The 14,153-nt window shown below is 61.9% G+C and carries 9 protein-coding genes; 3 read left to right on the forward strand and 6 right to left on the reverse strand.

Going from position 1 to position 14,153, the window contains the following annotated elements; translation table 11 throughout:
• Window positions 1–37: 37 nt before the first annotated feature.
• The 3 genes from L5849_RS11190 (at window position 38) to L5849_RS11200 (ending at window position 5,289) form a co-directional block, all read left to right on the forward strand.
• The gene (locus L5849_RS11190) at window positions 38–3,301 is read left to right on the forward strand and encodes an efflux RND transporter permease subunit (RefSeq protein WP_236925688.1); all 3,264 of its coding nucleotides are present in this window, start codon (window positions 38–40) and stop codon (window positions 3,299–3,301) included.
• A 238-nt stretch (window positions 3,302–3,539) separates the two neighbouring features.
• The gene (locus tag L5849_RS11195) at window positions 3,540–4,169 is read left to right on the forward strand and encodes a cation transporter (RefSeq protein ID WP_236925632.1); all 630 of its coding nucleotides are present in this window, start codon (window positions 3,540–3,542) and stop codon (window positions 4,167–4,169) included.
• A gap of 160 nt (window positions 4,170–4,329) precedes the next feature.
• Window positions 4,330–5,289: a cation diffusion facilitator family transporter gene (locus L5849_RS11200; RefSeq protein WP_236925689.1), complete on the forward strand. Its 960-nt coding sequence runs from the start codon at window positions 4,330–4,332 to the stop codon at window positions 5,287–5,289.
• Between the two features lie 167 nt (window positions 5,290–5,456).
• On the opposite strand, the gene L5849_RS11205 is transcribed toward L5849_RS11200, so the two are convergent.
• The 6 genes from L5849_RS11205 to L5849_RS11230 form a co-directional block, all read right to left on the reverse strand.
• The gene (locus tag L5849_RS11205; RefSeq protein WP_236925633.1) at window positions 5,457–6,971 is read right to left on the reverse strand and encodes a multicopper oxidase family protein; all 1,515 of its coding nucleotides are present in this window, start codon (window positions 6,969–6,971) and stop codon (window positions 5,457–5,459) included.
• Between the two features lie 52 nt (window positions 6,972–7,023).
• Window positions 7,024–7,437 carry a copper-binding protein gene (locus tag L5849_RS11210; protein WP_236925634.1) on the reverse strand — a complete coding sequence of 138 codons (414 nt, stop codon included), beginning with the start codon at window positions 7,435–7,437 and terminating at the stop codon, window positions 7,024–7,026.
• Window positions 7,438–7,755: 318 nt separating this feature from the next.
• Window positions 7,756–8,142, reverse strand: coding sequence for a hypothetical protein (locus L5849_RS11215; protein ID WP_236925635.1), 387 nt, complete (start codon window positions 8,140–8,142; stop codon window positions 7,756–7,758).
• 101 nt (window positions 8,143–8,243) lie between these two features.
• Window positions 8,244–11,414, reverse strand: a complete 3,171-nt coding sequence (locus tag L5849_RS11220; protein ID WP_236925636.1) for an efflux RND transporter permease subunit — start codon at window positions 11,412–11,414, stop codon at window positions 8,244–8,246.
• Window positions 11,411–12,919: an efflux RND transporter periplasmic adaptor subunit gene (locus L5849_RS11225; RefSeq protein WP_236925637.1), complete on the reverse strand. Its 1,509-nt coding sequence runs from the start codon at window positions 12,917–12,919 to the stop codon at window positions 11,411–11,413. Before L5849_RS11225 ends, L5849_RS11220 begins: the two co-directional genes overlap by 4 nt.
• Window positions 12,916–14,145 carry a TolC family protein gene (locus L5849_RS11230; RefSeq protein WP_236925638.1) on the reverse strand — a complete coding sequence of 410 codons (1,230 nt, stop codon included), beginning with the start codon at window positions 14,143–14,145 and terminating at the stop codon, window positions 12,916–12,918. The genes L5849_RS11225 and L5849_RS11230 overlap by 4 nt, the downstream gene beginning before the upstream one ends.
• Between the last annotated feature and the right edge of the window lie 8 nt (window positions 14,146–14,153).

Below are 14,153 nucleotides of genomic sequence, written 5' to 3' on the forward strand. Positions count from 1 at the left end.
CGAGGGCCAGCACCTCGAAGAGAAGCATGGTCATGGCCTGATTGGCATGATCCTCGATGTAGCGGTCCGTTTCCGCTGGGTGATGATCGTCCTGACGGTCGGGATCTCCATCTGGGGCGCGCTCAACCTTTTGCGCCTGCCGATCGATGCCGTTCCCGACATCACGAACGTCCAGGTGCAAATCAATACCGAGGCCCCGGCCCTTTCGCCGTCGCAGGTGGAGACCCAGGTGACGTATCCGGTCGAAACGGGCCTGGCCGGTATCGACGGTCTCGAAATGACCCGTTCGATTTCGCGCAACGGCTTCAGCCAGGTCACCGCCATCTTCGAGGAGGGTACCGACATCTATTTCGCGCGCCAGCAGGTGAATGAACGGCTGGCACCCATCACCGCCTCGCTTCCCGAAGGTGCGGAACCGGTCATGGGGCCGATTTCCACCGGCCTCGGCGAAGTACTCATGTATACCATCGAGTATGAATATCCGGGCGGAAAAGGCGCACCCGTCGGTGGGGCAACCGGTTGGCAACGGGACGGCAGCTTCGTCACTGAACGCGGCGATCGTCTGGGCAGCGATGTTGCCAAGGCCGCCTATCTTCGCACAGTGCAGGACTGGGTGGTCGCACCGCTCATGCGATCGGTCGATGGCGTTGCGGGGGTGGACTCCATCGGGGGATTCGAAAAGCAATACCTGGTTCAGCCCGATCCCGCGCGGTTGACCGGATATGGTCTGTCTTTCGACGCGTTGATTCAGGCGCTGGAAGCGGCCAATCTGGCCGAAGGCGCCAATTTTGTCGAACGGTCCGGTGAAGCGCTGCTCGCCCGCGTCGATGCGCGGCTTGGCAGTATCGAAGATATCGAAAACGCCGTCGTCGCAACTCGTGAAGGCGTTCCGATCCGGATCAGCGATGTCGCGACGGTCGCCATCGGGGGCGATCTGAGAACCGGCGCTGCATCGCTGAATGGCGAGGAAGCCGTGGTCGGGACGGTTCTCATGCGAGCCGGGGAAAACAGCCGCACGGTTTCCGCTGGAGCCGCGGAAAGGCTTCAAGAAGTTCGATCCTCGCTTCCGGAGGGCGTCGCCGCCGAGATCGTGTACAACCGTTCCTCGCTGGTCGATGCGACCATTGCGACGGTCGAGAAGAACCTCGTCGAGGGTGCTCTTCTGGTCATTGCGGTGCTGTTCCTCCTGCTCGGCAACATCCGTGCCGCGATCATCGCGGCGCTGGTAATCCCGGTCTCGATGTTGATGGCGGCAATCGGAATGAACCGCCTCGGCGTCTCGGGCAATCTGATGAGCCTGGGGGCGCTCGACTTCGGCCTGATCGTCGATGGTGCTGTGATCATCGTTGAAAACAGCGTCGCTAGGCTCGCCGCGCGACAGCATCACGAGGGACGCTTGCTCACGCTCGGCGAGCGCTTGGCCGAAACACGGCTTGCCGCGCAGGAAATGATCAAACCGACCGTTTACGGACAGGCGATCATCCTGCTGGTCTATGCCCCTCTGCTGACGTTCTCCGGCGTGGAAGGCAAGACTTTCTCGCCGATGGCGATCACGGTCATGCTTGCGCTCGCTTCGGCTTTCGTCCTGTCGCTGACCTTTGTTCCCGCCATGATCGCCGTGTTGTTAAACAAGAAGATGACTGAAAAGGAGGTCAAGCCGATCCGCCTGGCGAAGGAACGCTATGGCCCGCTGCTGAGAAAAACGATTGCCCGGCCTTGGCCAGTGATCGCTGGCGGGGCTGGACTGTTCGTTCTGGCAGCTTTCGTTTTCACCCTGCTGGGTAGCGAGTTTACTCCGCAGCTCGACGAACGCGACATAGCCATCCAGTCGCTCAGGATTCCGTCCACGTCGCTCGAGCGGTCGCTCGCCATGCAACGCCAGGTGGAAGACCGGCTCGAGCAGTTCCCGCAGGTCGCGCTGGTGTTCTCGCGTACCGGCACGGCGGAGGTTGCGAGCGATCCGATGCCGCCCAACGCATCCGATGCCTACGTCATTCTGAAGCCACGCGAGGAATGGCCCGATCCGGACCTGCCGAAGGATGAGCTCGTTTCCGAAATGGAAAGTGCCCTCAATGGTCTGGTCGGCAATCTCTACGAATTCAGCCAACCGATCGAACTGCGCTTCAACGAGCTGATCGCCGGCGTACGCGGTGATGTCGCAGTCAAGATTTATGGCGACGATCTCGCCGCCATGACCTCGACAGCCAACGAGGTTGCAGGTGTCCTGCGGGACATCGAGGGTGCCGCCGACGTCAAGGTCCAGCAGGTGACCGGCTTCCCGACGCTCGACATCGTCTTCGATCGGCCGACGATCGCCCGATACGGCCTGACCGTGCAAGATGTGGCCCAGTCGGTTGCCATAGCACTGGGCGGTCGGCCGGCGGGTCTCGTCTTCGAGGGTGATCGCAGATTCGACGTGATGGTGCGCCTCGCCGATGCGACACGCGATGACTTCGACCAACTCGGAACGCTGCCGATATTGCTGCCCAATGGAGCGACCGTGCCTCTGCGGACTGTCGCCCAGTTCCAAGTGGTCGACGGGCTTGCCGAAGTGCGCCGTGAACAGGGCCGCCGCCTCGTGATCGTCTCGGCCAATGTGCGCGAACGCGATCTTGGCACCTTCGTCGAGGAAGCTCAGGAAGGAGTGCGCGATCGGGTCGAACTGCCCGCAGCCTCGTTTATCGAATGGGGCGGGCAGTACCAGAACCTCCAGGCCGCCCAGGGACGGCTTGCCCTGGTGGTACCGCTGGCCTTCGCGGTGATCCTGCTGTTGCTCTACATGGCGCTCGGCGGATGGGTACCCGCGCTCGCCGTCTTTACCGCAATTCCGATGGGACTTGCGGGCGGTGTGTTTGCCTTGGCGCTGCGTGGCATGCCGTTTTCCGTTTCGGCGGCCGTGGGCTTCATCGCGCTTTCGGGAGTGGCGACACTCAATGGACTGGTGATGGTCACCGCGATCCGCCAGCGCCTGGAGAAAGGGGTCGAACTCAGCGAAGCGGTTGTGGATGGTGCCTTGGCCCGGTTGCGACCAGTGCTGATGACCGCGCTCGTCGCGTCGCTCGGCTTCGTACCGATGGCGATCGCCACCGGCACCGGGGCGGAAGTGCAAAGACCGCTGGCAACCGTCGTGATCGGCGGCTTGATTACGGCGACAGCGCTCACACTGTTCGTCCTGCCCGCAATCGCACGGCTGGTCCTCAACCGTTCGGACGACGGGCAGAGTTGGCGCCAAAGATGGTGGGACCGCCTGCGCCGTAACGCCACACGCGACGAGCAGCGTGAGTTGGGAGACATAATTTGACAGCGCTCCTATTTGGGCAGCTCATGCACCACATGGGTGACCGAAGGATACGTTTCGGAGGAGTGGCCGTGCACAGCGGCCACTCCACCCGCCTGTCTTCCTTTGATCGCATCGCGGTGGATTGGAAGGACGGAGTGAACCAGCTCAATCGTTCCCGGTTTCGGACCGACGAGGAAATTCTTACGCCCTCACCGCGTTATGCGGCAGGAAAAGGCGTGAGGATCGCAAAGGCGCCTTCATGAGCGGCGAAGGGGAATTCAGGCTGGACACGGCGAAAAGGCGCAGGACACTCTGGGTGGTTCTGTGGCTCAATCTCGCCATTGCCATCGGATTCTTCGCGGTCGGCTACCTTGCCGATTCCAACGCACTGCTCGCGAACGGCCTCGACAATTCTTCCGATGCGCTCGTCTACGCTCTCAGTCTACTGGCGCTCGCCCGTCCGCGTCGATGGAAGCGGGGGGCCGCGCGCTTTTCCGGAATCATGCTGCTGGTCTTTGCGGCAGGCGTCATCATCGATGCCATCAGGCGTTTCGTGGACGGGTCCGATCCCGCCGGCATGATGATGTTGGCGATGGCGGCTGTCGCGGCGGTGGTCAATCTGGTCTGTCTCCGCCTGTTGCAGAACATGGAGGGCAAGGATGTGAACCTGCGCGCGGCCACGACCTTCAGTTTCAACGATTTCATTTCCAATGGTGGAATCATCATCGCCGCTGTCATTGTGATGCTGACGGGTGCTAACTGGCCGGATCTCGTCGTTGGCATCGCGGTGGCCGGGATCGCGATCTATGGGGGGATCGACATCTTGCGCGATGCTCACATGGATGGCCATGACGAGCGCGGGACGGTGCATGGCGAGGAACGCGAATGATGGCGTTCCACAGAGATATGCGACCGGGAAGATGTCCTCGGGTCCTGACCCCGGTCGTGCTTGCAGGCCAAGGGGACAGCCCCGGATTGGCTCGCGAGCAGTCGTGCGGTCGCGAATTGTGCGGTTATCGAAGCGATAACACGAATAGGGGAGCGCATTGATGGTGCAGTCGGGTGGGCATTCAGGGCACAGTCATGGGGAGGAACAGCTCAGCGATCGTCAGCTGGTCTTCGCAGTAGCGATCAATGTCCTTCTGACATTGGCCCAGATCATCGGTGGTATTGTCTCCGGCTCGCTGGCGCTCATCGCCGACGCATTGCACAATTTCAGCGATGCGGCTTCACTCGGACTAGCCTGGTTCGCGCGGCGGATAGGTCGGCGTCCCGCCGACAAGCTCATGACCTTTGGTTATGCGCAGGGCGAGGTGGTCGCAGCGCTCATAAACCTGACGACCCTGCTCATCATCGGGTTCTATCTGATTGTCGAGGCGATCAACCGGTTTGCCGATCCGCAGCCGGTCGAAGGTTGGACGGTGATCGCGGTTGCCGGCGTGGCTCTTGTCATCGACCTTGTCACCGCCTTCATCGTCTATCGCGGCGCGCATGAAAGTATAAACATGAAAGCCGCTTTCCTGCACAATGTCTCGGATGCCTTGGCCTCGGTGGGCGTGATCGTCGCCGGGGTTCTCATTATCCTGTACGATCTCTACCTCGCCGATCTGGTGATAACGCTCATCATTGCGGGTTACGTCATCTGGCAGGGCATCACGCTCCTTCCCCGGACCGTACGATTGCTGATGGGCGCGGTGCCGGATGAGTTGGAGTTCGACCGCATCGTCGAATTTCTCGAAGGTCAGCAGGGTGTCGAGAGCGTCCATCACGTTCATATCTGGAACCTAGGCGAACATCATCGCGCCCTCGAAACGCATATCGTCCCGTCGTTTGATTCGCTCGCTGCCTTCGAGGAGTTGAAGCTATCGCTCCGCGCCAGTCTCACGCAGCGTTTTGGCATCGCGCATGCCACGTTCGAAGCGTGTCTCGTGCGCGACTGTAAAGATGCGTTGGTGGCCGACCATCACGCGGCGCGCCCGCGCACCGATCATGACGATCACGAACACTAGCATGGACTTTGCCGACTGCTGAACTTTCGGCAAGAAACCGGGCTCGGCGAGCGGAGGTAGCGATTACCCGGCGATCGCTTACGCCTTTTTGCCCGCTGCTGGTGGCGATCAGGCGCGCCAGCCCGTAGCCGCCGCACCAAGACGACGCAGAGTTCCTGGCTCCGGTATCAGATGACGACGAACTGTCCCATCATGCCCGCATCCTCGTGCTCGAGAATATGGCAGTGATACATATAGGGAAGATCGGGATCGGTGTGCTCCTCAAAGCGGAGCAGCAGGCGTACCTGTTCGCGTGAATGGACGATCACCGTGTCCTTAAACCCGGTTTCCATCGGCGGAGGCGCTTTGCCATCGCGATCGAGCACCCGGAATTGCACGTTATGGATGTGGAAGGGGTGTGCCATCATCGAGGCGTTCACGATCTCCCATATCTCCCATTGTCCTACGGGAACACGTGTATTGACGACATTCATGTCCATGGTCGCGCCGTTAATCGACATGCCTCGTCCCATCATGCCCATAGCAAGCACGAAACGCCGCGTCCGGGCGGCAAGCGACGGATCGGGCGGGGGCAGCGACACTAGGTCCGCAGGCAATCGCGCGGCGGCAAAAGAGCCTGTCGGCCTTATGTCGAGAATGGGGACTACATCGCCGCCACGGGTTTCCCGGCTGCCCATCATGCCTCGCCCGCGACCGCCCATCATGCCCATGGTGTTACCCGGTGTGTGGGCCAACAGCCGCAGCGGGCGTCCATCGGAAAGATCGATGACAACCTGCGCGCGTTCTCCAGGGGCGAGGATGACTGAACGAACGGAATGCGCAGATGCCAGTAATCCGCCATCGCTCGCGACCAGTTGCATCGACCGGTTGCCTTCGAGCGAGAAGGTGTAAAACCGGGCATTCGATCCGTTGAGAATGCGCAACCGGACTTGTCCGGTGCGTGCTTCGAACAGCGCGTTCCGGGTGCCGTTGACATAGAGGGCATCGCCCTTAACACCCATCATCCGGGTGCGCATGTTCAGCGGATAGATTATCCGGCCCGAACCGTCGATGACACGGTCCTGTACGATCAGGGGAATGTCGTCGACACCATATTCGCTCGGCAGACCGAGGCGTTCTTCTTCATCGTCGCGGACGTAGATCGGCGCGGCGAGGCCCGCATAGACCTGCGGTCCAGACCGGCCATGCAGGTGCGAATGGCACCAGTAGAGCGAGGCGCGCTGGCGCACTTCATATGATGGGCTCCAGCGCTTGCCGGGCCGGATCACTTGATGAGGCCCCCCATCGGCGGCGGCAGGAAGTTCGAAGCCGTGCCAGTGGACGGTGACATCTTCGCTCAGTTGGTTGTCGATGTGAAAGCGCACGCGCTCACCGCGGCGCATGTCCAGCGTCGGCCCCAAGTAGGGGGCCTCAATACCGATCGTTTGCGAAGCTGTGCCCGGGACAAATTCCTTCTCACCCGCAGTCACGGACAGGCGGAAGGTTCGCACACCCTGCTCGATCAGACCCCTGTTCAAGGGTGGAACAGCGAGCGGATTGCGCTCGTCCGAACCGTCGAGCATCGCTGCGCTGCGTACCTGGCAACCGGCAAGCGGGAGAGCGGTCGATCCGAACGCCGCAAGGCCGAGACCCCCGACCAGCTTGCGCCGATCGATAAGGAATGGCTTTTCCTTGCCGTTCATCCTCGTACCGCTCCCTCGCTAGAGTATTGGCCTCCGGTGCTCTCCCGTTACCTTATTGCGGGGCAATGGAGGTGATGCTGCTGCCTTGCGGACCAGTGGTGAATTCGAAGGCCACTGCATCGCCCACGCCGACCTGGTCGCGCAGTTGTTTGTCGGCTTCGAAGCTCATCGTCATGGCGGGCCAGTCGATCGCGGGGATCGGGCCATGCTTGATGGTGATCGTACCCGCTTCGGGATCGATCGCGGTTACCGTGCCTTCGGCGCGAGCATCGTGCATCGCATCGGTATCCTCCATCATGGGCGTGTCGCCCGACATGGGCATGTCGCCTGACATGGGCATTCCATCGCCGTCGGGCATGGAATCGTCCATCATCGTCTGTGCCGCCTCCGGCGTTTCCTGGGCGCTGTCGCATGCAGCGAGCGCAAATGGGGCAGCCAGCAGGCCAAGATAGGTTGCTACACGCATTCGATGTCTCCTTAAGGGTGTCTCGGCGTTCAAAACCGGGTGCCGTGACAAATATGAGCTTCCCGGAGCGGAGCTATGGGCCGGAGCGAGCGGCGGCACGATGCCTTCGATTGTTCCTGCCTCCGTGCCGTTGATTGCCACGGGCTCCGCCCCGGCAGGTCGTTTGGGCTTTGCTCCGCTGAGGCAGATTGCCGACCTTCGTCATCGGATTAGAAATGACGAAGGCCGGGGTTGCATCCGGACGATTCAGGGGGGACTGCGTAATGCAATCGTCCGGATGCTTGGGTGTGGAACAAGCCGCCATTGATGAAGGGGCGCCTATTGTTGCGTATTGCCGTCCTCGGCCATGGCCGGGTTATCCGCCATCTGCGCCATCATCTCTTGCATCATCGCCATATGCTGATGGCACTGCTTCATCATCTCGGCGTTTTCACCCGACATCATCTGCGCCATCTGCTCTTTCATCTTCTTGCGGTGCTCGGCCATCAATCGTTGGCGCTCTGCCGGGTCGGTTGCCGCTTTCGCGCGCTGCCTGAGATCTTGCATCTCCTGCATGGCCTGCTGGTTCTGCTGCATCCCGCCATCGTGTTCCATCTGCATGCCAGACTTCTGTCCGCTGTCGTGCTGATGTTGTGTTTCCTGTGCGATCGCGGGAGCTGCGACGACTGCAGCCAACGCGGAGGCTACCAGAAGAAACTTTTTCATATCGTCTTTCCTTTTCGATCCGGACCGGACTGACCCAGTCATTCCCAATACGCACGGGCAGGGCCTACCCCTCAAAATTCGGTTTTTCGTCGATGAGGGGATCATGGGGTGGGGTGTTCTGCATTTGCCGGCTCATCCGCACTATCATATCGATTGGCCTGACGGGGGCGGCGCAACAGCAGATAGGCCGCGGGAAGCAGGAACATGGATAACAGAGGGGCCGTGATCATTCCGCCGATCATCGGGGCGGCAATCCGGCTCATCACTTCCGAACCTGCGCCCGTGCCTATCAGGATCGGGAACAGGCCGGCCAAGATTACGGCGACGGTCATTGCTTTGGGCCGGACCCGCAACAGCGCACCTTCGCGGATGCTCTGGTCGACCTGTTCGGCAGTGAGTTCCCCGCCGCGCCGCTCGAGCGCTGCTTTCAAATAGATCAGCATCACCACGCCGAATTCCGCAGATACACCGGCGAGTGCGATGAACCCGACGGCGGTCGCCACCGACTGGTTGTAGCCCATGAGATAAAGCAGCCAGTAACCGCCGGAAAGTGCGAACGGCAAGGTGCCCATGATAAGCAAGGCTTCATCCACCCGCCTGAAGATCAGATAGAGCAACAGGAAAATGATCACCAATGTGGCCGGCACCACGACTTGAAGCCGTTCATAGGCGCGGGTGAGATATTCGAACTGTCCCGCATAGGAAAGGCTGACGCCAGCAGGCAAATCGACGCCAGCGGAGACGGTTTCCTGAAGGTCGGTGACCACTGAGGCCAGATCGCGCCCTCGAACATCGACATAGATGTAGCCGGTAAGCCGCCCTTGCTCGCTCTTCAGCATCGGAGGGCCATCGCTGACACCGACACGCGCCACGGTACCGAGCGTGATCTGTTGCCCCGAAGGCGTAAGCAGCGGCAGCGCCCTCAGCTTGTCCACACTGTCGCGGATCTCGCGTGGATAGCGCACATTGATCGGATAACGCGCCAGGCCTTCGACTGTTCGGGCGATGTTGGTGCCGCCGACTGCGCCGGCGACGATCTGCTGAATGTCGGCGATGTTAAGCCCGTATCGGGCGGCTGCCGCCCGATCGATGTCCACATCGACATAGCGGCCGCCGGAGAGCCGTTCCGCAAGTGCCGAACTCACCCCGGGAACCGCCTTGGCGATCCCTTCGATCTCGAGCGCGACGCGCTCGATTTCCTCGAGGTCCTCGCCGGAGACCTTGATCCCGATCGGGCTCTTGATCCCGGTGGCCAGCATGTCGATGCGATTGCGGATCGGCGGGACCCATACATTGGCGAGTCCGGGCACTTTGACCACCCGGTCCAACTCCTCGACGAGCTTGTCCGGAGTCATCCCCTCGCGCCATTGATCGCGCGGTTTGAAGCGGATCGTGGTCTCGAACATGGTCAGCGGTGCCGGGTCGGTCGCCGTATCGGCGCGTCCCGCCTTGCCGAACACGGTTTCAACCTCCGGGACCGACTTGATGAGGCGATCGGTACGTTGCAGCAGCTCCGATGCCTCGCCGGGAGACAGAGCGGGCAGCGCGCTCGGCATGTAGAGCAGGTCACCCTCGTCGAGGGGTGGCAGGAACTCCCCGCCCAGCCGAGTGAAGGGAATAGCCGTGGTAAGAAAAATGAGACCGGCAATCGCCAAGGTCGCCTTGGGCCGTCGCATGACCCAGTCGAGCCCGGGGCGATATATCTTCGTCAGCCAGCGATTGAGGAAGTTGGAATCCTCGGATGGAATCTTTCCACGGATCAGCCAGCCCATCATCACCGGTACCAATGTCACCGAGAGAATGGCCGCCGCCGCCATGGCATAGGTCTTGGTGAAGGCGAGCGGGGCGAAGAGGCGCCCTTCCTGCGCCTGCAGGGTAAAGACCGGCAGAAAGGACAGGGTAATGATCAGCAGGCTGAAGAACAGCGCAGGGCCGACCTCCTTCGAGGCGTCGGCGATGATCCGCCACCGCTCCCGTGTCGCGAGAACGGCATCTGGATTCTCGTGTTCCCACCGTTCGAGATGCTTGTGGGCGTTCTCGATCATGACGACGGCGGCATCGACCATCGCACCGATAGCGATCGCGATTCCCCCCAGCGACATGATATTCGCATTGACCCCCTGAAAGCGCATCACGATGAAAGCCGCGAGCACCCCCAGAGGCAGGGTAATGATGACGACCAGGGCCGACCGTGCGTGCCAGAGGAATAGCGCGCACACCAAGGCCACCACGATGAATTCCTCGATCAGCTTGTAGGTGAGGTTTTCCACCGAGGCGTCGATCAGTTGCGAGCGATCGTAGGTCGTGACGATCTCGACGCCCTCGGGCAGGCTGGCCTGCAATTCGTCGAGCTTCTGTTCGACTGCCCGGATCGCGCTTCGCGCATCCGCACCTTGACGCAGAATGATGATGCCGCCGGCGACTTCGCCTTCGCCATTGAGTTCGGCGATACCGCGACGCAGTTCTGGACCGATCTGGATCGTCGCCACATCGCCCAGAGTCACCGGAACGCCGCCGGCCGTTGCCCGCAAGGGGATGGCCCGGAAGTCGTCCAGACTGCCGAGATAGCCCGATGCGCGGACCATATATTCGGCTTCGCCCATCTCGACGATGGAGCCGCCGGATTCCTGGTTTGCCGACTGGATCGCACTGACGATTTCGGCATGGGTGACGCCGAACGACGCCATCCGGAAGGGCTCGAGCACAATCTGATACTGCTTGACCATCCCGCCGACGCTGGCGACCTCCGCGATACCGGGAATGGTTTTGAGTTCATAGCGCAGGAACCAGTCCTGCAGGCTGCGAAGTCCAGCCAGATCGTGCCCGCCGGTCCGATCGACCAGAGCATATTCGTAAACCCACCCGACACCTGTCGCATCGGGTCCAAGCGTGCTTGTGACCCCTTCGGGCAGACGGTTCTGCACTTGGTTCAGATATTCCAGAACGCGCGAGCGCGCCCAGTAAAGATCGGTGCCGTCTTCGAAGATGATGTAGACATAGCTGTCACCGAACATCGAGTATCCGCGCACGGTTTTCGCGCCCGGGACCGACAGCATGGTCGTCGCCAGCGGATAGGTGACCTGGTCCTCGATGATGCGTGGCGCCTGCCCCGGATAGTTGGAGCGGACCACGACCTGGACATCGGAAAGATCGGGCAGCGCGTCGACCGGTGTTGTGCGAACGGCCCAAAAACCGGCCAGGGTCACGGCGATGGCCGCGAGCACGATGAAGAACCGATTTGCGATCGAGGCATCGATGATTCTGGCAATCATTGTCCGCTCCCCCGGATGGTCTCGATCCGGGGGCCCGCATCTTGCTGGATGAAGGTGAAGTGTACCCTGTCACCCTTCTTGAACCCGCGTATCTGGGTCGGGACCTTGAGACGGAAGGTCATCGTCATCGCGGGCCAATCGAGCCGTGGTACGGCGCTGTGCCGCAGGGTCACCGTGCCATCGGCAATCTTCTCGATGGTGCCCGTCGCGCTGAAGCGCGATTCCTCGTTGTTCTCTTTGGCCGCGTTAATTGCCTGATCGATCGGGCGGACATCGAGACCGGTCAGGCTGGCTTCGGAATCGAGCAGGAACTGGCCGGAGGTGACGACTTTTTCGCCGGCAGCGAGACCGGCCAGAACCTCGGTCCTGCCGCCTGCTTCGCGTCCGATACGAACCTCGGCAGGCATGAAGCCGTTCTCATCCTGGTTGACCATTACGATGGTTCGCCGCCCGGTCCGGATTACCGCTTCGGAAGGAACCAGCAGCGCCCGGCGAGTATCCGGGGTCAGGGAAACCTGCGCGAACATGCCCGGCTTGAGCCGTCCCGATGGATTGGACAACTCGGCGCGGACGGTGATTGTTCGGCTTGCATCCTGCGCGCTGGGAAGAATGGCGATGATCCGTCCCGCGAACCGTTCTTCGGGAAATGCGGTCAGGGTCGCGTTGACGGGCTGTCCGACACGGACATTCGCAGCTTGTGTCTCGGGCACTGCAGCTTCGAGCCAGATCGGAGAGAAGCCGGTGATTTCCGCCAGAGTCTGGCCCGATGTCACACTCATCCCCGGGCGCACGGCGAGCGATGTGATCGCCCCTCCGATCGGCGCCGTAACCGTGATCGTCGAGTGTGGCCGCCCACTACGCCCCACCGACGCGATAAGTCCGGGGGACATGCCGAGCAGACGCATCCGTTCGCGCATGGCGCGGGCCAGTTCGTCGTCGCCGCTGCGCAGCACGGCGAGATATTCCTGCTGGGCGCCGCCCCATTCGGGTACGAGGATGTCGACGAGGGGCGCACCGCGTCCGACCACGTCGTCCGGCGCATGGCCATAGGTTCGCTCGACATAGCCCCCCGCGCGCGGCTGGACGATCGCAACGTCGCGCCCGTTGTAGGCCAGCACCCCGGTTACGGTCACTTCGGGTTCGAGAATGCCGTACTCGGCCTGTGTCGTGCGAATCCCGAAATTCTGCACCATGCCGGGATTGATCTTCACGCCGGCCGACACCTCCTCGCCCGCACATTTGGGCAACAATTCCATATCCATGAAGGGTGACTTGCCTGGCTTGTCGAACTGCTGTCCTGGAACCATCGGATCGTACCAGTACAGCACGTCCTCGCATTCGCTGTCCGGCCCACCGACGTTCTCGTTCGGCCCGGTGCCGCTGCTGCCGAGCTGTGACAGACCATATCCGGCTGCGAGACTGATCAGGGCGACAGAGGCCGCCGTCGTCCATGACTTCTGACGCGGCGACAGCCTGTCCCACGCGGCTTGTGTTGCGGCTCTCATTGGCCATGCTCCCTGTAGGTCAGTCTTAGATTGGCTGCGGCTTCGACGGTGGCTTGCTCGCGCGCGAGAATCTCGATGCGCAGCACTGCCAGTGTCTTGATCGCTCCGATCACGTCGAGCAGGTCTGCGCGGCCTGCGGCAAAACTCGCTCGTTCGAGCTCGGCCCGGCTTTCGGCCAGCGGCAGCAACTCATCGGTGGCGCGTTGCCATTGCCGATAGGCGCTGCGCCATGACGCAAGATCCGCCCCAAACTGCGCTTCGAGCGTGCGCAGCATGTCCAGTCTGGCTTCGCCGGCAGCGGCGGCTTGCGCGCGGGCAGCCTCTATCCTGGGTTGCTGTCGGCGCTTGGCGAACAGTGGCAGGGTAACCGTGCCCATGACGGAGAACAGATCGCCATATTGGCGTTCGCGGATGCCGTAGCTGGCACCGACGCTGAAGTCCGGTCGCAGATCGGATCGTGCCAGGTCGACACCCGCTTCGGCCTGCCTGATCTCAGTTTCCGCGAGCACGATTTCCGGGGTGTACTCCAGCGTCGCGCGCAATTGCTCGGGATTGACCTCGGGCGAAGGGGGTGGGCCAACGGCCAGCGCGTCCTCCACGGCGATATAGCGGGCAAGGCGGGCCTGCGCCGTCTGCATGTCGGCCCGGATTTGTGTTCGCCTGTCTTCCACTTCGAGTACCGCGCGGCGGACCTCCAGGCTTTCGCCGGGTCTGGCTGTGCCAGCGGCCACCGAACTTCGCGCAAGGGGCACCAGGCGCTCGATCTCGTGGAGAGCGTCGCTGGCGATTTCTTCCGCCTGTTGGGCATAGGCAAGAGATATCCACGCGCGCCCTGCGCCCAGCCGTGCGGCATTGCGCGCATAGGAAAGCTCGGCGGAGGCCCGCTCGATGTCGGCCGCAGCCAATCCTGCGCGCGCGCGGCGTTCGACCAGGTTCGGTATTTCCTGATCGACGCCGATTTCGAAAGCCGTCATCATTGTCGGGTCGAACAGATCGGGACCGGTCACCGGCAGGTTGCGTAGCCCGGCCCGCAGCTTTGGATCGGGCAATTCGTCGGCTGCATCGGCTACGTCCCGCCGGGCATCGAGCCGTAATTCGCTCGCCCGGATCCGTGGTTGGTCGCTGACCGCCGCTCTCAGAGCGTCGTCGTAGGACACCGATTGGGCATAACTTGCCGACGCTAAGGCCAACAGGACCGGAAGCGCGGTCCACCATACTCGTTTCATGATTCTCA

The sequence above is a fragment of the Erythrobacter sp. SN021 genome (assembly GCF_021864455.1).

Excerpts from the sequence above, each read along its gene's own strand:
- L5849_RS11230 (WP_236925638.1), bottom strand. The coding sequence starts at position 14,145 with ATGAAACGAGTATGGTGGACCGCGCTTCCGGTCCTGTTGGCCTTAGCG.
- L5849_RS11195 (WP_236925632.1), top strand. The coding sequence starts at position 3,540 with ATGAGCGGCGAAGGGGAATTCAGGCTGGACACGGCGAAAAGGCGCAGG.
- L5849_RS11220 (WP_236925636.1), bottom strand. The coding sequence starts at position 11,414 with ATGATTGCCAGAATCATCGATGCCTCGATCGCAAATCGGTTCTTCATC.
- L5849_RS11205 (WP_236925633.1), bottom strand. The coding sequence starts at position 6,971 with ATGAACGGCAAGGAAAAGCCATTCCTTATCGATCGGCGCAAGCTGGTC.
- L5849_RS11210 (WP_236925634.1), bottom strand. The coding sequence starts at position 7,437 with ATGCGTGTAGCAACCTATCTTGGCCTGCTGGCTGCCCCATTTGCGCTC.
- L5849_RS11215 (WP_236925635.1), bottom strand. The coding sequence starts at position 8,142 with ATGAAAAAGTTTCTTCTGGTAGCCTCCGCGTTGGCTGCAGTCGTCGCA.
- L5849_RS11225 (WP_236925637.1), bottom strand. The coding sequence starts at position 12,919 with ATGAGAGCCGCAACACAAGCCGCGTGGGACAGGCTGTCGCCGCGTCAG.
- L5849_RS11200 (WP_236925689.1), top strand. The coding sequence starts at position 4,330 with ATGGTGCAGTCGGGTGGGCATTCAGGGCACAGTCATGGGGAGGAACAG.